This window comes from Bradyrhizobium sp. BR 1432, from assembly GCF_051547705.1.
GTDB classification, from domain to species: Bacteria; Pseudomonadota; Alphaproteobacteria; order Rhizobiales; family Xanthobacteraceae; genus Bradyrhizobium; species Bradyrhizobium zhanjiangense.
On the sequence record NZ_JBPUGF010000003.1, the window covers coordinates 1,536,513 to 1,557,765 of the forward strand.

At 63.5% G+C, this 21,253-nt stretch carries 14 protein-coding genes and 2 pseudogenes; 7 read left to right on the forward strand and 9 right to left on the reverse strand.

The genetic code is table 11. The features are described 5' to 3' along the window. Positions 1-63 precede the first annotated feature (63 nt). Positions 64-864, reverse strand: coding sequence for a helix-turn-helix domain-containing protein (locus ACSKB8_RS07405; RefSeq protein ID WP_438103467.1), 801 nt, complete (start codon positions 862-864; stop codon positions 64-66). Positions 865-1,127: 263 nt separating this feature from the next. Then, positions 1,128-1,883, reverse strand: a complete 756-nt coding sequence (locus ACSKB8_RS07410; RefSeq protein ID WP_438103468.1) for an IS4 family transposase — start codon at positions 1,881-1,883, stop codon at positions 1,128-1,130. 173 nt (positions 1,884-2,056) lie between these two features. On the opposite strand from ACSKB8_RS07410, the gene ACSKB8_RS07415 reads away from it, so the two are divergent. Next, positions 2,057-2,614: a hypothetical protein gene (locus ACSKB8_RS07415; protein ID WP_438103469.1), complete on the forward strand. Its 558-nt coding sequence runs from the start codon at positions 2,057-2,059 to the stop codon at positions 2,612-2,614. A gap of 20 nt (positions 2,615-2,634) precedes the next feature. Here the strand turns inward: ACSKB8_RS07415 and ACSKB8_RS07420 are convergent, their stop codons facing one another. From ACSKB8_RS07420 to ACSKB8_RS07430, 3 genes are all read right to left on the reverse strand, one after another. After that, complete coding sequence (locus tag ACSKB8_RS07420) at positions 2,635-3,291, reverse strand: glutathione S-transferase family protein (RefSeq protein WP_438103470.1); 657 nt, start codon at positions 3,289-3,291, stop codon at positions 2,635-2,637. Then, positions 3,291-4,454 (reverse strand): acyl-CoA dehydrogenase family protein, encoded by a 1,164-nt coding sequence (locus ACSKB8_RS07425; protein ID WP_438103471.1) that lies wholly within the window; start codon positions 4,452-4,454, stop codon positions 3,291-3,293. The genes ACSKB8_RS07420 and ACSKB8_RS07425 overlap by 1 nt, the downstream gene beginning before the upstream one ends. A gap of 133 nt (positions 4,455-4,587) precedes the next feature. After that, positions 4,588-5,724 (reverse strand): acyl-CoA dehydrogenase family protein, encoded by a 1,137-nt coding sequence (locus tag ACSKB8_RS07430; protein WP_438103472.1) that lies wholly within the window; start codon positions 5,722-5,724, stop codon positions 4,588-4,590. Positions 5,725-5,990: 266 nt separating this feature from the next. Between ACSKB8_RS07430 and ACSKB8_RS07435 the strand changes: the two genes are divergently transcribed. Both ACSKB8_RS07435 and ACSKB8_RS07440 read left to right on the forward strand, forming a co-directional pair. Continuing rightward, a complete protein-coding gene (locus ACSKB8_RS07435; RefSeq protein ID WP_438103473.1) occupies positions 5,991-7,541 on the forward strand; it encodes an acyl-CoA synthetase in 1,551 nt (516 codons plus the stop codon). A gap of 75 nt (positions 7,542-7,616) precedes the next feature. Next, positions 7,617-8,840, forward strand: a complete 1,224-nt coding sequence (locus ACSKB8_RS07440; RefSeq protein WP_438103474.1) for an ABC transporter substrate-binding protein — start codon at positions 7,617-7,619, stop codon at positions 8,838-8,840. 48 nt (positions 8,841-8,888) lie between these two features. On the opposite strand, the pseudogene ACSKB8_RS07445 reads toward ACSKB8_RS07440, so the two are convergent. After that, positions 8,889-9,660 (reverse strand): annotated as a pseudogene (locus ACSKB8_RS07445) (helix-turn-helix domain-containing protein). 186 nt (positions 9,661-9,846) lie between these two features. On the opposite strand from ACSKB8_RS07445, the pseudogene ACSKB8_RS07450 reads away from it, so the two are divergent. The 4 genes and pseudogenes from ACSKB8_RS07450 (at position 9,847) to ACSKB8_RS07465 (ending at position 16,265) form a co-directional block, all read left to right on the forward strand. Then, positions 9,847-12,107 (forward strand): annotated as a pseudogene (locus tag ACSKB8_RS07450) (marine proteobacterial sortase target protein). Between the two features lie 219 nt (positions 12,108-12,326). Further along, the gene (locus tag ACSKB8_RS07455) at positions 12,327-12,896 is read left to right on the forward strand and encodes a class GN sortase (protein WP_438103475.1); all 570 of its coding nucleotides are present in this window, start codon (positions 12,327-12,329) and stop codon (positions 12,894-12,896) included. Between the two features lie 114 nt (positions 12,897-13,010). Continuing rightward, complete coding sequence (locus tag ACSKB8_RS07460) at positions 13,011-15,230, forward strand: acetate--CoA ligase family protein (RefSeq protein ID WP_438103476.1); 2,220 nt, start codon at positions 13,011-13,013, stop codon at positions 15,228-15,230. Between the two features lie 150 nt (positions 15,231-15,380). Further along, complete coding sequence (locus ACSKB8_RS07465; protein WP_438103477.1) at positions 15,381-16,265, forward strand: MlaD family protein; 885 nt, start codon at positions 15,381-15,383, stop codon at positions 16,263-16,265. Between the two features lie 135 nt (positions 16,266-16,400). On the opposite strand, the gene ACSKB8_RS07470 is transcribed toward ACSKB8_RS07465, so the two are convergent. The 3 genes from ACSKB8_RS07470 to ACSKB8_RS07480 all read right to left on the reverse strand — a co-directional run bounded on the left by ACSKB8_RS07470 (position 16,401) and on the right by ACSKB8_RS07480 (position 21,215). Continuing rightward, the gene (locus ACSKB8_RS07470) at positions 16,401-19,415 is read right to left on the reverse strand and encodes an autotransporter outer membrane beta-barrel domain-containing protein (protein ID WP_438103478.1); all 3,015 of its coding nucleotides are present in this window, start codon (positions 19,413-19,415) and stop codon (positions 16,401-16,403) included. Positions 19,416-19,771: 356 nt separating this feature from the next. Further along, positions 19,772-20,812 (reverse strand): aliphatic amidase, encoded by a 1,041-nt coding sequence (locus tag ACSKB8_RS07475; protein WP_438103479.1) that lies wholly within the window; start codon positions 20,810-20,812, stop codon positions 19,772-19,774. A gap of 40 nt (positions 20,813-20,852) precedes the next feature. After that, positions 20,853-21,215 carry an FmdB family zinc ribbon protein gene (locus ACSKB8_RS07480; protein WP_249759155.1) on the reverse strand — a complete coding sequence of 121 codons (363 nt, stop codon included), beginning with the start codon at positions 21,213-21,215 and terminating at the stop codon, positions 20,853-20,855. Positions 21,216-21,253: the final 38 nt, after the last annotated feature.

Here is a 21,253-nt window from a genome sequence, read left to right on the forward strand (position 1 = left end):
TGCTTGGTGACAATGGTGGGCACGCTTCGCTTGCCCACCCTACGAGAGCGGCGCTAACCCACCCTACGAAGCCTCCGCGAGCCGCACCGTCTCGGTGCTGCGATAGATCGCAAGATCGCGTGAGCCGACGAAGATGGCGCGCGGCTTCAGCCCGTAGAAGCGGCGGATCGAGTGGCTGAAATGAGTGGAATCGGGATAGCCGATGTCCTGCGCGAGGTGAGCGAGGTTGAGATCCTGGTTGGCGAAGTGCAGCAAATGCCGCGCGCGCTTCCAGGCGCGGAAAGACCGGAACGAGATGCCCGTCTCTTCCTTGAACAAGTGCAGGAAGCGCGAGGCCGAGAGGCCCGCCTCGGCCGCACAGGTATCGGCCGTGACCGGCTCGCCGGAGAAGCGTTCGATGCGGGCAACCGCGCGCGTCACCCGCGGGTCGAGCACGCGGCGCGGCAGCGCCTCGCCAAAACACATCTCGTCGAACTCGGCGGTGGTGATGTCACCGTAGCGGCGCTGACGCAGCAGCGCATAGGCGGCGAGGATCTTGCGGGCATAGACGGCACTGTCCGGTCCGGTCAGCCGCTGGGCCAAGGCCTCCAGCACGCCGTCCGGCATGCTCTCGGGTTCGAGCGTCACGCTGATTGCGGTGCGGTAGTCGCTGGCGATGGAATGCCGCTGGTTCGGCAGGGTGACGAACAGCTCGCCGGTGGCGAAGACATCGTCGATCGTCAGATGCAGATTGCCCTTCACCGCCACATAGACGTGGCGGCAGCCGGGGGTCCGTTTGCGGGGGCGGCCGAGCAGGCCGGCATAGAACACCCGCTCCGGCGTGATCAGCATCAAATGGTCGGATTCGCGACCTTTATCTTCCATGGGGATCCTCCTCGCGCGGCTCTCTGGCCGCTGCGGACGGAGGTCACCTTAGCGGAAATTTGAGCGCTGTCACGGTGAGATAGCGCTGTCATTGACGCGCAAAGATCGGCGTTCCCGGAGGGCAAAGACAGACCCGGAACTCTTGGTCGTCCCGGCGGAGGCCGGGACCCATACCGCGAGGTCTATCGATGTAGGCGATATCAATCCCGAACGACCAATCTTCGCAAAACATGTTTCGGGGAGTATGGGTCCCGGCCTTCGCCCTAGGGCATGCACATATCTCTGAGGCTCCATCCTGCTGCGACGGCGTGGAAGTATTCGAGGCCGTTCTTGAAGGTGATCGGGCCCGGCGGCTTGGACGATGGGTAGCCGTCCCAGCCGCCGAGGCGACCAATGATCCAGGCGGCCCAAGCGAGGCTATCGGGCGGATGTGGGTTCTTTAATCGCTTGCTCCCGGCTTCGAGTTGACGGTTGAGGGCGGTGAGCACGTTAATTTGGCCGTTGTCGAAGGCAGCGAGAATGGGTTGGCGACTGCCATTGCGGGCCTGCAGAAGTTGGATTGTGATGACGGCCGCCTTAGCGGCAATCGCGACCAGCTTGAGAAGGCGATCGGCGGTTCCGATCTGGCTGTCTTCGAGCTTGAAGCCTTGTGTCTTCAGGATGCGGAAGAACTGCTCGATGATCCAGCGTTGCTTGTACCATTGGACGATGCGCCAGGCGTCCTCGATGCCGGTAACCTCGTGAGAGGTGAGAAGCCGCCAGTGCAGCGGCTCTACCCCGGTTTCGGCATTGATCTCGCGCACATCGACCACCGCCAATGGCAAGCTTTCCGGCAGATGGCGCAGGAACTTACTCTGTGGGCGGGCGAGCTCGATTGCGCCAAAGCGAAGTTCGAGGTGAGCCAGGCGGGCGGGCCGCGCGGCGCGCGCAGGCAATTGGATCGCACGCCGATCCACCGCGGCCATGGCATCGCTGACCTCATACAAGCCGCTGCGGTCGGCAAGCTTGCGATCATGCATGCTGCGCGCGATGACGTGGAAGTGTTGCTCGGCCGAGCTGGCATAAAGGGCAAAATATCGCTCTCGCGGTCACCCAGCACCGTCACCGCTGTGGCCTTGGTGAGGAGCGGCTTGGCCGCCATGGCAGTGGATATCCAGCGCTGCGATTCCTTGTCCGATAACTCCCGATCGTCGTGCGAGGTCGTGCGGCGACCTGTGCGCGTCCATATCTGCCCGCTCAAAAGTCCAAGACAGTTGCCGTCATCGGCATCCACAGCCAGCAGCGGATGCAGCAGCACGCCGTGGTTATTGCCTTTGCCGATTTCTCCGAGCCCGCGCCGGCGTTGCGGTGTGGTGTTGAAGTGGATCTCGCTGGTGTCCTGGATGGCCAGCACGTGGCGGCCCTCTACCGCAGCGACCGTGCTTTCGCTCCAGCTTTCGATGATCCGCTCCACCGTCACCTTGTCATGGCCAAGAAAGCGGTTGAACCGCACTTCCAGCGCGCGGTTCCCCCTGGAGAGCTGCCGAAGGCAGACAGTTTTGCCCACAACCATGCGTTCGACGAACGCCGCCCCCCTTTATCGAGACGACGATCCCCGAACCGGCCCAGCGTCCAGTCAATCCGTGACAACATCGCGGCACCCCGTCCAAATCATGGAGTGCCGCAATACGAATCACACAGAACTCTGATTCTGGAATCCTCCCAGGCCGATCCGAGTCAATCCGCCGCACCAGATATGTGCATGCCCTAGGGCCTTCGCCGGGACGACAACTACGCCCGCACCCTGGGCGCCACGTTCTGCTCGGCGCCGGCTTTTTGCTCCGCAGCAACTGCGCGCTTGAAGCCGTCGCGCTGCTGCAAGCGCGCCCAATAGGCTGCGACATTTGGCCCAAAATCCTTGGCCAGCCCAATGTTGTCGGCGAGGCGGAGCGCATAACCGATGACAATGTCAGCGGCTGTGAAGCGGCCGGCGCACAAGGTTTCGCCATTTGCGGTGGCTGCCTCGACGGCGCGCAAGCGTCCCAAGAACCATTTCGCATAGTCGCCGGCGACCTGCGGATTGCGGCGCTCCTCCGGCTCGAGCTGGGTGTATCTGAGCACCAGCGTCTGTGGGAAGGTTAACGTGGCGTCGCTGAAGTACATCCAGTTCAGGAACGCGCCATAGGCAGGATCCTCAGGTCCCACCATCAGCGGCGTCGGACCATATTTGATGCCGAGATAGTGGCAGATGCCGGATGACTCCGTCATCCGCGTCTCGCCGTCGATCAGAAAGGGGATGGTGCCGAGCGGATTGATGCCGAGATAGTCCTTGGCGAACACCCGCGGCGGGAACGGCAGCATCTTTAATTCATAGGACAGCCCCATCTCCTCCAGCATCCAGAGCGGCCGAAACGAGCGCGCGGCGTCACAGTGATAGAGCGTAATCATCAAGCACTTCCTTTGCTGCCGGGCAGCGTGCCCATCATCTTGCACAGGACCATCAGCATGACCTCGTCGGCGCCGCCGCCGATCGAGGTCAGGCGGCTGTCGCGATAGGCGCGGCTGACCGGCGTCTCGTTGGTAAAGCCCATTCCACCCCAATATTGCAAGCAGGCGTCGGTGAGCTCACGGCCGAGTCGCCCGGCCTTCAGCTTGGCCATGGTCGCAAGCCGCGTCACGTCCTCGCCGGCGACCAGTTGCTCCGCGGCCCGATAGATCAGCGCGCGCAAGAGCTCGACCTCGGTCTGCATCTCCGCGAGCTTGAAATGCACGACCTGGTTGTCGAGGATCGACTTCCCGAACGCCTTTCGGTTGCGGGTGTATTCGATGGTCTGATCGATGATGTATTCATGCGCCTTGAGGCAGGCGGCCGCGCCCCAGAGCCGCTCCTCCTGGAACTGGATCATCTGGTAGGTAAAGCCCTTGCCCTCCTCGCCGATCCGGTTGCGTTTGGGCACGCGAACATTGTCGAAGAAGATCTGCGCAGTGTCTGACGAGCGCATGCCCATCTTGTCGAGTTTGCGCGCGACGGTGACGCCCTTGCTCTTCATGGGCACGCAGATCAGCGACTTGTTGCGGTGAACGGGACCGTCACCGGTGTTGGCGAGCAGGCAGATCCAGTCGGCCTGGGTGCCGTTGGTGATCCACATCTTGCCGCCATTGATGACGTAATCGTCGCCGTCGGAACGCGCATTGGTCATGATCGAAGCCACGTCCGACCCGGCGCCGGGTTCGGAGACGCCGATGCAGGCGACATAGTCGCCGGAAATCGACGGCGCCAGAAACTCGCGCCGCACCTCGTCCGAGCCGAACCGCGCCAGCGCCGGCGTCGCCATGTCGGTCTGCACCCCGATCGCCATCGGAACGCCGCCGCAGGTGATGGCCCCGAGCTCCTCCGCCATCATCAGCGCATAGGAATAATCGAGGCCGGAGCCGCCGAACTCCACGGGCTTGTTCAGGCCGAGGAAGCCGAGGCTGCCCATCTTCTTGAACAGCTCATGCGCCGGGAAGATGTCGGCCTTCTCCCAGTCATCGACGTGAGGGTTGATCTCATTGGCGATGAATTTCTGCAAGGACCGGCGGATGTCGTCGTGGTCGGCGGTGAATAGCATTTTTGTCAGCTCAGCTCTCGGTATCTCTGATGTGCTCGTCATGGCCGGGCTTGTCCCGGCCATCCACGCCTTCGTCACCCGGCAGCAAGAACGTGGATGCCCGGGACAAGCCCGGGCATGACGGAGGAGACTTTCACAATCCCATCTGCCTCGAGGCCAGATCCTTCATGATCTCCTCGGTGCCGCCGCCGATGGCGTTGACCTTGACCTCGCGGTAGATGCGCTCGGCCTTGATGCCGCGCATGAAGCCGGCCCCGCCAAAAATCTGCACGGCTTCCGAGGCGCAGAATGCCATGGTCTGCGTCGCCTGGTTCTTCATCATGCAGATTTCGGCGACCGGGCTTTCGCCCTGCTCCAGCCGCCAGGCCAGCATCTCCAGCATCGCTTGCGAAGCGGCGACCTTCTGCGCCATGTCGACAATCTTGTGGCGGATCACCTGATGCTGGGCCAGCGGCTTGCCGAACGTCTTGCGTTCCCTAGCGTAGGCGATCGCCTCATCAAGACAGACGCGGGCGAAGGCGGTGCAGCTCGCGGCCATGCCCATGCGCTCGCTGTTGAAGTTCTGCATGATGATCTTGAAGCCCTGACCTTCCTCGCCGATCAGATTCTCGGCGGGCACGCGGCACGCGTCGAAATGTAGCGTCGCGGTGTCGGAGGCCCACCAGCCCATCTTCTTCAGCTTGGTGCGCGACAGGCCGGGTGTGTTGCCCTCGATCAGGAGCAGGCTGACGCCGCCGGCGCCCTCGCCGCCGGTACGCACCGCAACGGTCAGATAATCGGCTCGCACGCCTGAGGTGATGAAGGTCTTCTCGCCGGTCACGACGTAGTGATCGCCATCGCGTCGCGCTCGGGTGCGCAGGTTCGCGACATCGGAGCCGCCGCCCGGCTCGGTAATCGCGAGTGCGGAGATTTTTTCGCCTGATAGCACCTGCGGCAGCACGCGTGCCCTTACCTCGGGGCGAGCCGCGCGGGCGATCGGCGGCGAGCCGATGGTGTGGCTCATCAGGCTGGCGCTGACACCGCCGGCGCCGGCCTGTGCGAGCTCCTGGCTCGCCACGATCTTCATGAACTGGTCGGCGGCGATGCCGCCATATTCCTCAGGGAATCCCAGCCCCAACAGGCCGATAGCGGCCGCCTTGCGATAGAGCGCGCGCGGGAATTCACCGGCCTCGTCCCACTCATGAGCGAAGGGCGTGATCTCCTTCTCGACGAAGCGGCGCATCATTTCGCGGAAGGCATCGTGCTCGGCGGTATAGAATGGGCTCTTCATGGCACTCTCGCCTCGTACGGATTCGTCTCGGCCACCATGGACGGAACTTTGTTGGTTTCACTTGCGCCAAGTGGCTGGCCGGATGGGTCAGTTCGCGTGAAGCCGTAAGCCCAGCAACTGAACGCAAGACGATTTTCGCTCCTCGCAGGCCAACTCCGGATCAAAAAAGATGGTGCACAAAACTCCGGCTGGCCCACCAGGGCCACGCCGGCCTGGTGCATGGCAATAAGTAACACAGCGGGGCAAGACCGCCGAGGGAGGGATTTTTGGCCGTTCGTTACTACGACTGGATCGCTCATCATGGCCGGCGCACACCTGGCAAGGTTGCGGTCATCGACCTCGCAAGCGAGCGCCGCTTCACCTATTCGCAGCTCGATGTCCGCGTCTCGCGCCTCGCCTCATTCCTGCGCCACACGCTGAACGTCTCGCGCGGCGACCGCGTCGCGGTGCTGGCGCTGAACACGACCGATACGCTGGAGGTGCAGTTCGCCTGCGGGCGGTTAGGTGCCATCTTCGTGCCGCTGAACACCCGCCTCACTGTACCCGAGCTCCAGTTCATCACCAGCGACTGCGCGCCGAAGGTGATGATCCACGATGCCGACCTGGCCGAGACGGCGCTGAGCGTGGCGAAGCTTTGCGGTGTCGCGACCAGCCTGCTGCTCGGCCCCGGCGGGTCCTATGAGGCCGGCATCGCCGCCGCCAAACCGCTCGACCGCGCCGAAGAAGTCACGCTCGATGACGTCTCGACCATCATGTACACGTCGGGCACGACCGGACATCCCAAGGGCGCGACCATCACCCATGGCATGACGTTCTGGAATTGCGTCAATCTCGGCGGCCCCGCCTGCATCGGACCATCGTCGGTGCTGCTCACCGTGCTGCCGCTGTTCCACACCGGTGGTCTCAATTGCTACACCAATCCGGTGCTGCATGCCGGCGGCACCGTGATGATCATGCGCACCTTCGATCCCGGCACGGCGCTCGGCCTGATCAACGACCCCGCGCAGGGCATCAACGTCTTCTTCGGCGTGCCCGCGATCTACCAGTTCATGGCGCAGCATCCAGCCTTCGCAACCACCGATCTCAGCCGGCTGATCGTCGGCGGTGTCGGCGGCGCGCCGATGCCGGTGCCGCTGCTGAAAGTCTGGGAAGCGCGCGGCGTCGCGCTTCAGCAGGGCTATGGCATGACCGAGACGTCGCCGGCTGTGCTGGTGCTCGACCGCGAGGATGCGGCGCGCAAGGCTGGCTCCGCCGGCAAGCCGGTGCTGCATACGGAGGTACGCATCGTGCGGCCCGACGGTAGCGATGCCGATATCGGCGAGCTCGGCGAGCTCTGGGTCAAGGGCCCGAACATCACGCCGGGCTACTGGAACAGGCCCGAGGCCAACAAGACCTCATTCACCGACGGCTGGCTGCATACGGGCGATGCCACACGCGTCGACGAGGAAGGTTTTTACTACATCGCCGACCGTTGGAAGGACATGTACATTTCCGGCGGCGAGAATGTCTATCCGGCCGAGGTCGAGAACGTCCTGCATCAGCTCGACGCCATCGCGGAAGCCGCCGTGATCGGCATTCCCGATCCGCAATGGGGCGAAGTCGGCCTTGCCATCGTTGCGGTCAAGCCGGGCCAGAAGCTGACCGAGGCTGATGTGTTCGCGCATTGCGCGGCCAATCTCGCGCGCTTCAAATGCCCGCGCCAGATCCGCTTCGTCGAGGCGCTGCCGCGCAACGCCACCGGCAAGATCCACAAGCCGACCTTGCGCAAGGAGTTCTCGGTGGCTTCCGAAGTCGACAACAAGGTCGCCAGTGCCTGACCGAAGCGCCCTCGCGGGCGCTTTTTCTTTTCGAAGTGCCTGCTCCAACCCACAAGAAACCCCAAGGAAATTGCCATGAAGAACAAGAAACTCGCCCTGCTCGCCGCGGCAACGGCGCTGACATTGCTCTCAGCACAAGGCGCCTACGCGCAAAAGAAATACGACACCGGTGCCAGCGACACCGAGATCAAGATCGGCAATGTCGAAGCCTATTCCGGCCCGGCTTCCGCCTACGGCATCATCGGCAAGACCGAGGAAGCCTATTTCAAGATGATCAACGACCAGGGCGGCATCAACGGCCGCAAGATCAACTGGATCTCCTATGATGACGGCTATTCGCCGCCCAAGACCGTCGAGCAGGTGCGCAAGCTGATCGAGAGCGACGAGGTGTTCCTGGTCTTTAACGCGCTGGGCACGCCGACCCAGACCGCCGTGCAGAAATATCACAACGCCAAGAAGGTGCCGCAGCTGTTCCTCGCCACCGGTGCCAGCAAGTGGAACGACCCGAAGGGTTTTCCCTGGACCATGGGCTTCCAGCCGAGCTACCGCGTCGAGGCGCGGATCTTCGCAAAGTATATCTTGCAGGCGAAGCCCGATGCCAAGGTCGCGATCTTCTATGCCAATGACGATTTCGGCAAAGACTACGTCGCCGGCATCAAGGAGATCTTTGGCGAGAAAGCCTCTTCGCTGATCGTGGCGGAAGAGAGCTACGAGACCACCGAGCCGTCGATCGATTCCCACATCGTCAAGCTGAAGGGCACCGGCGCCAATGTCCTCGTCAACATCTCGACGCCGAAATTCGCGGCACAGGCGATCAAGAAGATCGCCGAGCTCGAATGGAAGCCGATGCATGTGATGACCGACGTGTCGATCTCGATCGGTGCGGTGATGAAGCCCGCCGGCCTCGATGCTTCGGAAGGCGTGCTGTCGGCGACCTATTTGAAGGACGCGTCCGACCCGCAATGGAAGGACGACGAGGGCATGAAGAAGTTCATGGCCTTCATCGACAAGTACATGCCCGGCGCCAACATCTCCGATACCAACCTCGTCTACGGCTACGCCGCCGCGCAGACCCTGGTCCAGGCGCTGAAGCAGTGCGGGGATGTGCTGACGCGGGAGAACGTGATGAAGCAGGCTGCCAGCCTGAAGGGCTTTGCGCCGGATACGCTGATCCCCGGCATCAAGATCAACACCGGCGCCAACGATTTCGCGCCGATCGAGCAGCTCAAGATGATCCGGTTCAAGGCTGGTCAGTGGGAATTGTTCGGCGACATCATCAGCGCGGAAACGGGCGGCTAGCCCGCATCCGCTCAACATGCCCAAGCAAGATAGCGGCCGAAGAGGCCGCTATCCCGGCAGGAAGAGCGCAAAGGGCTCCTCCACCGTTCGGCGCAGATGCTTTCGATACAAGGCATGGCTGGCGTCATCGGGCCCTACCCGCCCCAAAGACGGCTTCGGAACGTTTTTGAGCGGCACGTAGGCAATTGGCGCCGCGATCGGCGTGAGTTGCGAGCCAGGGCCGGCGCGGAGCGTCGAGATGATGCCGTACATCTCGCCGGCGACGGTCGGCCGCGACACCGTGATCACGCGGTGCTGGCCGTGCTTGATGATGACGAGGTAGATGAAGCCGGACTGGTGGGGAACGGCGACCTCGCCGGTATGCTCATAGGCGGCATCGGTGCGATCGCCCTCACGAAAGACCAGCGAAGAGACTTTCGGCTCCCACACGATCTCGGTGCGATAGGCAAAGATCGCGTCTTTGTCGCCGAACGACGGCCGCAGGGTGATGTAGACGTCTTCGAGCCAGGTCACCGCGCGATGCGCATAGGAGCCGAGGCTGTCGGGCGCGACATCGTTTGCGGCCGGTGGCGTCACCACGACGGCACTTTTGCGCAAGGAGACACCCAGCGCCTGCTCCAGCCGGACCGTCGTCGCCAGCGTGAACGGCCGCCGGCCGCCGAGCACCTTCTCCAGCGTCGAACAGGCTGAGCTTGGCCTGCTCGGCCAGCGCCTGGCGGGAGATCCGGCGTCTGGCGAGTTCTTCGCGAACGGTCTCGGCAATCTCGCGGCTCTGCTCGTCCGAAAGCTGCTTGTCGGTGAGTTTATCCTGCGTCTGCATCGTGGCCCCTGCTCCAGGACGGCCATTCTAGCAGGGCGGACAAACCAGCACAAAACCGCACATGGCCGCCCGGCGGCGATGAGCCGGGGCCGGTCGCGGCGGAACATTGCCGATCATTCTGCTCACGAAATCAGGCCCTCCCGGCGGATGCTGAGAGCCAGCAAACGTCCTTCGGGAGCAGGCCAGATGGATATCTACGGCATAGGCGACCACGACGATCACCCCATGTTGAACCGGCTGATCAAACTCGGACTGTTTCTTCTCGCGCAGGGCATCGCGGTGATGCTGATGGCTTTCGTGGCCCTGCTCGTCAGCTTTGGGACGAGTTGGTCGGCAACGACGGAGCAAGCAAGCCTGCTCCAGCCCGGCGATGCCAGGTCCGGAAGCCTGCTCCTGAAGCAGGACGGCGCCTACACCGAAGCAATCCGCCTCGGCATCGACATCGATGTCACAGTGTCCGGTCCGACGCTGCGCGGCCGGGTCACGCAGGTCTTCCGCAACCCGACCAAGGATTGGGTCGAAGCAACCTACGTTTATCCGCTCGCGACCGACGGCGCTGTCAACACGCTGAAGATGGTGGTCGGCGACCGTGTCATCGTCGGCGACATCAAGGAACGGCAGCAGGCTCGCGTGATCTACGAAGAGGCGCGCCGCGCCGGGCAGAAGGCCGCGCTCACCGAGCAGGAGCGGCCGAACATCTTTACCAACTCGGTTGCCAATATCGGTCCCGGCGAAACCGTGCTGGTGCAGATCGAATACCAGGAGCCGGTGCATCAATCCGGCAACGAATATTCGCTGCGCCTGCCGCTGGTGGTGGCACCGCGCTACAATCCGGCGCCGATCGTGCAGAGCGTCGACTTCCGCAACGACGGCTCGGGCTGGGCGCGACCCATTCGGACCCGGTTGCGGACCGCGACCGTATCTCGCCTCCCGTGCTGGATCCTGCCAAGAATGCGCCGGTCAATCCGACCAGCATCACGGTCCGCCTGAAGGCCGGCTTTGCGCTCGGCGAGGTCAAGAGCTTCCACCATAACGTCAAGGTCGAGAGCCCGGACAACACAACGCGCGTCGTCACGCTCACCGAGGGCGCCGTACCGGCCGATCGCGATTTCGAGTTGACCTGGAAGCCGGCCGCGGCGAAAGCGCCATCGGTCGGCCTGTTCCGAGAGCATGTCGGCGATGCCGATTACCTGCTCGCCTTCGTCACCCCGCCGACCGCCGAGCAGGCGACGCAGAAACCGCTGCCACGCGAGGTGGTGTTCGTAATCGACAATTCGGGATCGATGGGCGGCACGTCGATCGTTCAGGCCAAGGCCAGCCTGACTTACGCGCTCTCTCGTCTCCACCCGACCGACCGTTTCAACGTGATCCGCTTCGACGACACCATGGACGTGCTGTTTCCGGCTTCCGTGCCGGCGGATGCCGCCCATGTCGGTGAAGCCACCTCCTTCGTCAGTGCCTTGCAGGCGCGCGGCGGCACCGAGATGGTGCCGGCGATGCGCGCGGCGCTGACCGACAAGCTCGGCGACACCAGCTTGGTTCGCCAGGTCGTATTCCTGACCGACGGCGCGATCGGTAATGAGCAGCAATTGTTCGAAACCATCACGGCGATGCGCGGGCGCTCGCGCGTGTTCATGGTCGGCATCGGGTCCGCGCCCAACACCTATCTGATGACCCGCGCTTCCGAGCTCGGCCGCGGCGCCTTCACCCATATCGGCTCCGTCGAGCAGGTGGAGGAGCGCATGCGCGGCCTGTTCGCCAAGCTGGAAAATCCGGCCGTGACCGGTCTCAGCGCAAAATTCTCGGAGGCCAAGGCCGACATCACCCCGGCGATCATTCCCGACGTCTATCGCGACGAGCCCTTGGTGCTGGCGGCAAAACTCGACAAGCTCGCGGGCTGGCTCGAGATCAAGGGCCGCGTCGGCGATCGCCCGTGGTCGGTGACGCTGCCGTTGCAAAACGCGGCCGAAGGCAAGGGCCTGTCGAAACTCTGGGCCAGGCGCAAGATCGGCGATGCTGAAGTTGCGCGCACCCTGCGCGAGATGACGCCAGAAGAATCAGACAAGGCGATCCTGGCGCTGGCGCTCGACCATCAGATCGTCACGCGGCTGACCAGCCTGGTCGCGGTCGACAAGACGCCGAGCCGCCCCGAAGGCGAGCCGCTCAAGCTCAGCGAATTGCCGATCAACCTGCCGGCCGGCTGGGATTTCGAGAAGGTGTTTGGCGAACGACAGCAATTGCCGGCACAGCTGCGTGAGCGCCATGCCGACGCGCGCAATCAGCCGGCGGCGAGGCGGCCGACACCTGCTGCGCCCGATGCGATCCGTCTGCCCAAGACCGCAACCTCGGCCGAGCTGAAGATGATCGCGGGCCTGATCCTGATCGTGCTCGCCCTGATCCTGTTCGTGTTCAATCGGCGTCAGCCCTTGCTCACTGATGTCGCTTGAGAGAGGAGCCACCCCGAACTCCTCTGTTAGCGCGCGCGGCTGCCCGTCCCATACCAACGGCCGCGCGCGCCTTTTTTTGGATCGTCATTGCGAGGAGAAGAAGCGACGAAGCAATCCAGACTACCGCTCCGAAGACGGTCTGGATTGCTTCGCGGAGCCTGTCATCGGGCCGCGCTTCGCGCGGATCCGGTGGCTCGCAATGACGGGAAACGAAACACAATGCCCCGCCTTATGTCTCCCTTGTCTCTGGCGCTGATCGGCCTGATCCTGTTTGGCGACGGCGCCTATATCCATGCCAAGGCGTGGCTCGCCCAGGTGCTGCTGGAGCGCGCGTTCGACCGAAGCGTCGCGACGGGAGAGCTGGTCAAGCCATGGTCATGGGCCGACACCTGGCCGGTCGCACGAATCGAGGTGAAGCGGATCGGCGCCAGCGCGATCGTGCTGGAGGGCTCGAGCGGTCAGGCGCTCGCTTTCGGACCCGGCCATGTCGAGCGGACGGCCGATGCCGGCGAACGCGGCATTGCCGTCTATGCCGCCCATCGTGACACGCATTTCCGCTTCTTGCGCAATATTGCCATTGGAGACGTGATCGAAATCACCCGCCGCGACGGCAAGCATTTCCGCTATCGCGCGGATTCTTCGGCCGTCGTCCGTTTCGACGCATCGGGCATCGATCCCGCGACAGAGGATTTCGAGCTGGTGCTCGCGACCTGCTGGCCGTTCGACGCTGTCACGTCCGGTCCCGAGCGCTATGTCCTGCATGGCGTCCTGATTGGAGCTGATGAATGACGGCGATGCATCGCTCATTCCATCACGCGGCATACCATGTGGTTGCTACTGCGAAGAACTCGCCATAGAACAGAGTGACGCGCCACCAAGAAGAACAACAGGTGAGGTCACGCCATGGAAGCTCGCGTATCTGCTGCATCCCTCTCTTCGCGCCCATGGTCTCCGTCACATGACGCCAGCGACGTGGTCAAGGGCATCCATGCCATGCTGCACCCGCGCAACATCGTGCTGGTGGGCGCGACCGACAAGCCCGGCAATTATGCCGAGCGCATCTGGAACAATCTGATCAAGTACGGCTACGAGGGCGGACTCTATCCCGTCAACGCCAGGCGCGACACCATCTGGGGCGTCCCCTGCTACAAGGACTTTGCCAGCCTCCCCGAAAGGCCCGATCACGTCCTGGTGCTGGTGCCGGCACGCTCTGCGGTGCAGGTGATCCGCGATGCCGCTGCGGCCGGCGCACGTTCGGCCACCATCGTCACCTCGGGCTTCAGCGAATTGCAGGATGAGGAGAGCCAGAAGCTCGCCGCCGAATTGCAGGCCGCCGTGCGCGAGACCGGACTTGCGGTCACGGGACCAAACTGTCTCGGCAATCTGAGTGCCGGCGAGAAGCTCTTCACCAACATCGACGACCGTGTCGTCACCATGGAGCAGGGGGCGGTGGCGATTGCCGGACAATCCGGCGCCATCGTGATGGCGATTCGCCAGGCGCTGGAAGATCGAGGTGTCGGCGTCGGCTACATGGTGACGACCGGCAACGAAGCCGGGCTGGAGACGCCGGATCTGATGCGCTATTTCGCCGAGGATCCGAGCATCAAGGTGATCGTCGTCTATCTCGAAGGCGTGCGCAACACCAAAGCGTTCCGCGACGCCTGCAAGGCGGCGCGCGCCGCGAGCAAGCCCGTGATCGCGCTCAAGCTCGGCTCGTCCGAGGGCGGCCGCGCCGCGGCGATGGCGCATACCGGCGCGCTTGCCGGATCGATCGAGACGTTCGATGCCATTGCAACGCGCGAAGGCGTCATTCGGGTCGGTGGGCTTGACGAGCTGATCGAGAGCACCGAGTGCTTCGTCCACGCCGTGGCACCCAGAGGCGACCGGCTCGCCGCAGTTACGCTCTCCGGCGGCAAACGCGGCATGCTGATCGACGCTTTCTATGCCGCGGGCCTGAACTTCGCACCGCTGAGCCCGCATGTCAGCTCGGAGCTGGCAACGATGCTCGGCGCCGGATCGATCGTCGGCAATCCGCTCGACGCAGGCTTTGCCGCCGTGGTGGATCCCTCGGTCTATATGAAGTCGATCAAGCTGATGATCGACGATCCCGATATCGACGTCGTCATCATCGACGCCGAGCTGCCGAAGGCGCCGCATGAGCTTCGCGAGCGCAATTTGCGCATCGTCAACGAGATGGCGAGCAGGGCCGCAAAGCCCGTGATCTATATCAGCGCGATGTCGATCGGCTTCACTGAATTCACCAAGACTCTGCGCAAGTCGCTGCCGCATCTGGCAGTCATGCAGGGCATGGACCGCGCAGTGACCGCGATCAAGTCGCTGCTCGACTATGCGAAGCTGCGCAAGGAAGTGCCGGACATCGCCTTACCCTCGAAACCGGCCGCACGTGCCGTGCTGGAGAAGACGCTGAAATCGGCGAACGGCGCGGCGCTCGACGAGGTTGCCTCCAAGAAGCTTCTGAAGGCATATGGCATCCCGATCTCGAAGGAAGCAATTGCGCAGACGGCGGCGGAAGCCGCGAAGATCGCCAAGCAGATCGGATTCCCGGTCGTGGCAAAGGTCGTCAGCGCCGAGATCCTGCACAAATCCGACATCGGCGGCGTGGTGCTGAACCTCAATAATGCCGCCGAGGTGAAGAAGGCGTTCGCCGACATCACCGCGCGGGTGGCGAAACTGAAGGGCAAGCCGAAGCTCGACGGCATCCTGATCGCGCAACAGGTCAAGGCCGAACTCGAGCTCGTGGTCGGCGCCTCGCTCGATGCCGAGATGGGGCCGGTCGTGCTGTTCGGCACCGGCGGCATCGATATCGAGCTGATGAAGGACGTCGCACTCGCCGGCGCGCCGCTTGATGAGGCCGAGGCGCGGCTGCTGATCGGCCGCACCAAGGCCGGGATCAAGGTGCGTGGCTATCGCGGCAGGCCGGTACTGCACGAGACCTCCGCAGTGAAGGCGCTCGTCGGCCTCTCCAGCCTGATCGCAGATGCCGGCGACCGGATCGCCTCGATCGACATCAACCCGTTTCTGATCAACACCAAGACAGGCGTCGCCGTCGATGCCCTCATTGTCCTGAATAACGCTGCGGCAAAGCGCGCGGCCGGGCATTGAGTGAAGCAAGTGCGTAAGTGGCGGGTTATGCTTCCGCTTCGCACTTCGTGCCACGGCAGACAAGTCGTTAACCCGCCTGCCCTAGTATAGCGGCCAAGGCCCATCCCGGCTTCTTCCAACTTCCCCGCTTTGGCCGTAAAATCGCCCTGCATGGCACGCGCGAGCAATCTTGTGATCGGAACGGCGACGCTGGCGGTGATCGCCGTGGCGTTCGGCGGCCTGCTCGGCGTGCAGAAATGGCGCACCATCCAAAGCCGCAGCCAGTTGCGCGTGGTGTTCGAAGGTGGCTCCGCCAGCGGACTGCGTCGCGGCGGGCCGGTCAATTTCGACGGCGTGCCTGCAGGCCAGATCCTGTCGATCAAGCTGGACAGTCCCCGCAGGATCGTGGCGCTCGTGATGCTCGACAACACCGCACCGATCCGCAAGGACACCGTCGCTGGCATCGAGTTCCAGGGTCTGACTGGCGTTGCCGCGATCTCGCTGATCGGGGGCGCCCCCTCCGCGCCGCCGGTGCCGCTGGACTCGGACGGCATTCCCATACTGACCGCCGATCTCAGCGACGCCGAGTCCATCGTGGAGACCCTGCACAGTGTCGACCGTACGATCGTGAGCAACGCCCCTGCGATCAAGGAGGGCCTGCGCACATTCGAGAACCATACTGCCGATCTCAGGAGCAAGGGCGGCGAAATCGACTCGGTCATGACCAAGGTCGACAGCGCCTTCGCTGGCTTCGACAAGGCGGTCACGAAGATCGAGGGTGTGGTGCCCGGCTTCGTCAATGGCAAGGCCGACGAGCTGTTCGAGAAGATACAGGGGCTGCACGAGCTCGCCGACACCATGAAGAAGAAATCGGCGGGGTACCTCGAGGACATCCGCCGCTCGCTGCTCGATATCAGCGAGACCGCCAACAAGATGGCGGGAACGCCCGTGGCGCCGCGACCGCCGCGCAGACCAGAGCAGCCAGCGGTGATCTCTTCCTTACCCTCCCCTGGAGGGGGAGGGTCGATCGCGCACAGCGCGAGCGGGGTGGGGTGATCTCTCAACTCGGGCAGTGAAAAATACGGAGAGACTGTCACCCCACCTCGGTTCGCATTGCGCTCCGCTCCATGCGAACCGATCCTCCCCCTTCAGGGGGAGGATGGCAGTCCCACCGTGGCCTATAGGCAGCGCCTACCACGCGTAACGGACGACGCCCTTGCCGGCGTAGGAGCGGGTGACGTTCGAGAACTCGCCCTCGAAGGTCGCCGACGCGGACCAACCGTTCATCCAGTTCATCTGTACCGACGCCGTGGTCAGCGCGGAATCGCGCGCCTGCGCGGCGCCGTTCACGACAAACGCCGTTCCCGGCAGCGTCTGGAACACCGCGCCGATGGTGCGATCCGGATTGTAATCATGTGCCCAGGCGACGCGGCCGCGCAGGGTCATCAAACCGCCGGCTGCGGCAAACGATTTGTCCGCGCGCAGGCCGAGCTCGGTGCGGGTGCTGGTCACGTCCTTGGCGGCATAGTTGAGAGCGAAGAGGTTGCTGCCGACCACAGCGAACTCTGAATAGCTCGGAAGGCTGAACATGGTGGCCTGGAGCGCCGCATAAGGCGTAAGGCCGATCCACGACATCGCATGGCGATAGCCACCCTCGACGCGGCCCGAAAACGCGTTGGCATTGAACTGGGCGCGCAGCTGGTCGACCCCGGCGGCGGTAACGACGCGATTGGTGGTGACATCCTGCCAGCCATAGGCCAGCGCAGCCGTGATATAGGCCGGTCCGGAGGTGTGACGAACAAAGGCACCTGCCTGGAACAGATCGGAGTGGCCCCAGCCGAGGCCGTTGACGCCGAAACTGGTGCCGCCGCCGGCAAGCGCGAAGCCGGCGACGGTCGACGGCGAGAAACGGTAGTCGAGACCAACGGCCGTGCCGTAGACGCTGCTGGTGGTGTTGTTCGAGCCGAGGCCGGCGTTGCCGTCGGTGGTCTGCGAGCCGCCGTAGCCGGCCGCCCACACGTCCCAGCGCTGCTCGAAAGTCGCGACCGGTGCCTTGTGGTAGATGGACGCGAATGCGTCGCGCGCGCTCTTGTCACGCGGGGACTTGCCGGCCGCGGCATGAGCATTTGCGCTCGCGTCATCGGCATATGGCGTCGCACCTGGAGTGCCGCTGCGTCCCGCGCCGTAGACATCGGTCAGCAGACCGAGGAACAGGTTCATCGCGTTGAATGTCGTCTGCTGCGATCCCGTCGCCGGCTCGCCGGAGGCCTGCGTCAAGCCATTGGGGCCGAGACCCGCGAATTCGGCTTGCAGGAAGCCATTGCTGTTGAAGAAATTCTGAAGCGTCGTGGCGACGTTCTTCTGGTTGACGTTGAGAGCGTACTTCGCGCCATAGTCCAGTGTGAAATTGAGATAGACGACGCCAGCGGGACCGACCGTCGTTGTGCCAATCAGGCCGCCGGGAGCGGCGACCCCGGCAAAGTTGCCGGTGGCACCGCCGGAGAACTGCATGATCTTATATTGCGGCACTACAGTGCTGCCGGCATGCAGCGAGACGCCAACGGTGCCATTCAGGGTGGCGTTGCCGAGAACATTGGCAAAGCTCGCACTGGCTCCGCTGCCGGTCTGCACGAGGTAAACCGCACCGGACTGGAAAGCGAGGTCACCCAGAACCAGCATGCGCGAGCCCGGGCCACCATCACCAGGCGCATAGATGCCACCGGCAGCGATGGTGGTGTTGCCGACGATTCCTGCGCCGAACAGCGCACCGCCCGCATTCACTGTCGTCAGGCTCGATTGGGAGATATCGCCATCGACCCGCAGGATGCCGCCATTCACCGTGGTGGTCCCGGTGTAGGTATTCGTGCCGGAGAGGATCAGCGTTCCGCTGCCGACTTTCTCCAGCGAACCCGGACCGGCGGGACCGCAACCACAAGGATCGAAATCGCCGATGACGCCGCTGACTTCGGTCGAGCGATTGTTGCCGCCGACGACAAGGGTGTTGCCGCCGCCGATGTAGTAAAAGCCGCTGCCTTCGATCGAACCAGCCGTGATGCGGCCGTCGCTGTTCGGGCCAACGCTGACCCCGAAATCGACAATGCCTGTCCCGGTGGTGATGAAGCGCGCGTTGCCACCGGTGGAGTTGTCGAAGAACTCGGTCTTGCCGCCGTCCTTTGTGACGATGGTGGCATTGCCGGCCGTGGTGAACGCGCTGAAATTGGTCCGGCCGCCGGACTCGTTGGTGATCGTCGCGTTGCCCGCGGTCGCGGTGTCGGATCCACTCAGCGTACCAAACACGGTCCCGCTGAGATCATTGTTCACGATGGTCGCCGAGCCGGCCGAGGACTGCTCGAGGAACGCCGCGCCGCCGCCATTCTGGTTGGTGATGCTGGCCGTGCCTGCACTGCTCCGAGCAAAGAAGCCGGTCAGGCCGCCGTCATTGACGATGGTCGCCCGCCCAGCCGTCGCGGTGTCGGTCCCGCCCCCGGCCGGATCGCCGAAATACACTTGGCCGCTGTTGGTGATGACCATCGAGCTGGCGGAGGTCGCGTTGAGAAACATCGTCAGGCCCGAGAAGTCGTTCACCAGCGATGTGACGCTCGACATGTCGGCGTTGACGATTCTGAAGAGGCCCTCGTTGGTGACGGCGCCGACAATGCTGGCCGTATGGGTCGCGTCGCCAAGCTGCAATGAGCCGCAGTTGCAGATGAAAGTGCCGCCGGTATAGGTGTTGGCGCCGAGCAACGCCAGGAAGCCGGGTCCCTGCACGGAGATGCCGCCGCTGCCGGTGATGCGAGACGCGATCGCGGCCGAGGGATCGCCGGTGCCGGTGACATCGTTGGTGAAGAACGTGGTGCCGCCAGGGGCCAGCCTGAGGTCGCCACCCTTAATCGTATAGATCGAACCGTCGGCGGTGAGGTCGAAGACCACTTGGGTCGTGAGTTGCACGCCGCCTGGCGTGACCGTCACCGTGCCGCCTGTTGCCGGCGTCGAGGGACCCCCGCTGCCGAACACGGTGCCAGACGATGACGACGGATCGTAAGCAGTGCTGATCGAACCGGAGGAGTCCGTCCAATTGGTGGTGGTTGCGTCCCAGACACCGCCGCCGCCATTGACGGCACCGTTCGGCGTGGTCTGCGATCCGTTGAAGAATTGCTGGGCGCCGGCGGAGCTCGTCGCGACAGTCGCGCCCAAGGTAAGGCTCACCCAGAACACCGCGCGAATGGCCGTGGTGCTCCGGCGCGAGCAACCCTGCCCACTCGATGGCAACCAAGCCCCCACGCTCTTCCCCGCACCCGCGGCGCTCCCCAGCGGCGCCGCGTGGAACTTAGGCCATGAGGATGGCCGGTAGAACTACGGGGCATCGAGAATCCGCCAACGGGACCGCAACTTGGGCCGATTCAACGGTCCATGTGGCAACCGCGCCACGGTTTTGCCGGGCGCTATTCCCATTCCGCGCATGCGCAGACATGTCAGAACGTCGACGCCTATGGATGGCCATTCACATCGATGGCTGATCATCCCGGCATCAAGCTCCGCTCAGCCTGTTCTGCCGCCAATGGCTAGTAGTTGGACGCCGCAGCTTCATTCGGGATGCCATCGATCGGGCACTCCTCGGTCCCCGGCGTCGAGCGTGTCATCGCCTCGACCCTGTCGCGCGTGCCTTCGGGATCGGCGATCCAGTTCTTGTAGAAATCATAGGGGCAGGCCGCAACGCCGCGCGGGCTCTCGCCGGAATTGATCATGCCGGTATAGCCGCGGTGGACCAGCTTGTAGAGATGGTTCTGCGACTGACCGTTGCGGCGCGCATCGCGGATCAGATGTTTCGAGAGCTGGGCATACTGGATGCCGTATTCCTCCTCGCCGCACTCGCCGAGGGTGCGCCCGTCGAAGCCGATGATCGCGGAGTGACCGAAATAGGAATAGACACCGTCGAAGCCGGCCGCGTTGGCGACCGCGACATAGACATTGTTGGCCCAGGCCATCGCCTTGGAGATCATGACCTGCTGCTCCTTGGCCGGATACATGTAGCCCTGGCAACGCACGATCAGTTCGGCGCCCTTCATGGCGCAGTCGCGCCAGATCTCCGGATAGTTGCCGTCATCGCAGATGATCAGGCTGACCTTCAGGCCCTTCGGGCCGTCGGAGACATAGGTGCAATTGCCGGGGTACCAGCCCTCGATCGGCACCCACGGCATGATCTTGCGATATTTCTGCACGATCTCGCCCTTGTCGTTCATCAGGATCAGGGTGTTGTAGGGCGCCTTGTGCGGATGCTCCTCGTGGCGTTCGCCTGTGAGCGAGAATACGCCCCACACTTTCGCCTTGCGGCAGGCCTCGGCGAAGATCGCGGTCTCTTCGCCGGGCACGACCGAGGCGGTCTCGTACATCTCCTTGGAGTCGTACATGATGCCTTGGGTGGAATATTCCGGGAAGATCACGAGGTCCATGCCGGGCAGACCGAGCTTCATGCCGACGATCATGTCGGCGATCTTGCGGGCGTTGTCGAGCACCTCGGCCTTGGTGTGCAGGCGGGGCATCTTGTAGTTGACCACTGCAACGCCGACGGTGTCGTTGCTGCTGGAAATATCACCGTGAAGCATTTGAATTGCTCCTCTGCTCTGTTGGAGATTGGCGCGTGAGTTAGTGGCTGATCATCCAGGGCCGTGCGGTGGGAAAGCCCTTGGCGCCGCTCTTGGTCTTGGTCATCAGACGCGCGGGCTTTTTCTTGTCTGACGTCGTCTTGCCCGTGGAGCAGCAGCCGCAGCCGGGACCATGCGCAGCCTTGTATTGCGCCAGCGTCTGCGGCGCATGCGTACTGCGCTCGTTGACGGCATGCGCCTTGCGCTTCTCCGCCGGCATGCAGAAGAAATTCGGTGCGGTCAGGATCACGCGCGGCGCCGGCGTCTCGCAATGCGGACAGTTTTGCGGATCGTCGCATTCCGCCATCGGGCGCAAATCCTTGAACGGACCGCAATCGTCACAGAGATATTCGTAGACCGGCATCGCATCATCCCTAATGCGTGTTCAACACAGCTCACTGC

Coding starts and splice junctions, on each gene's coding strand:
- ACSKB8_RS07425 (WP_438103471.1), bottom strand. CDS start 4,454: ATGCTATTCACCGCCGACCACGACGACATCCGCCGGTCCTTGCAGAAA.
- ACSKB8_RS07430 (WP_438103472.1), bottom strand. CDS start 5,724: ATGAAGAGCCCATTCTATACCGCCGAGCACGATGCCTTCCGCGAAATG.
- ACSKB8_RS07475 (WP_438103479.1), bottom strand. CDS start 20,812: ATGCTTCACGGTGATATTTCCAGCAGCAACGACACCGTCGGCGTTGCA.
- ACSKB8_RS07455 (WP_438103475.1), top strand. CDS start 12,327: ATGCCCCGCCTTATGTCTCCCTTGTCTCTGGCGCTGATCGGCCTGATC.
- ACSKB8_RS07465 (WP_438103477.1), top strand. CDS start 15,381: ATGGCACGCGCGAGCAATCTTGTGATCGGAACGGCGACGCTGGCGGTG.
- ACSKB8_RS07460 (WP_438103476.1), top strand. CDS start 13,011: ATGGAAGCTCGCGTATCTGCTGCATCCCTCTCTTCGCGCCCATGGTCT.
- ACSKB8_RS07405 (WP_438103467.1), bottom strand. CDS start 864: ATGGAAGATAAAGGTCGCGAATCCGACCATTTGATGCTGATCACGCCG.
- ACSKB8_RS07410 (WP_438103468.1), bottom strand. CDS start 1,883: ATGCATGATCGCAAGCTTGCCGACCGCAGCGGCTTGTATGAGGTCAGC.
- ACSKB8_RS07440 (WP_438103474.1), top strand. CDS start 7,617: ATGAAGAACAAGAAACTCGCCCTGCTCGCCGCGGCAACGGCGCTGACA.
- ACSKB8_RS07420 (WP_438103470.1), bottom strand. CDS start 3,291: ATGATTACGCTCTATCACTGTGACGCCGCGCGCTCGTTTCGGCCGCTC.
- ACSKB8_RS07480 (WP_249759155.1), bottom strand. CDS start 21,215: ATGCCGGTCTACGAATATCTCTGTGACGATTGCGGTCCGTTCAAGGAT.